Raw genomic sequence first — 255 nt, forward strand, 5'->3', positions numbered from 1 at the left:
AAGCCATATCTAGCGCTTTGATCACCAGCTCAGCGTCTGGCTTTTCCGACAGCGCCCAGCCCACGATCCGACGCGTACAAAGATCCAGGACGACAGCCAGGTAATGCCACTTTCCTTGCGCCCAAATATAGGTGATATCGCCGCACCAGACTTGATTGGGCGCTGGCACGTCGAACTCGCGGTTCAATGTGTTCGGGATATCCAGTCTTTCTACTGTTGCTCGTTTGTAGGCATGGGAGCCGGGTTGTTTGCTGA

Annotated in this window: 1 protein-coding gene; it reads right to left on the reverse strand. The window is 54.5% G+C overall.

The window, feature by feature from the left end; all coding sequences use genetic code 11:
* On the reverse strand, positions 1–255 hold a 255-nt coding region (locus V6F78_RS22350; RefSeq protein WP_332728367.1), incomplete at both ends, for a DDE-type integrase/transposase/recombinase.

Origin of the sequence: Pseudomonas sp. ESBL9, from assembly GCF_036668715.1 — a bacterium.
Classification (GTDB): Bacteria; Pseudomonadota; Gammaproteobacteria; order Pseudomonadales; family Pseudomonadaceae; genus Aquipseudomonas; species Aquipseudomonas lundensis.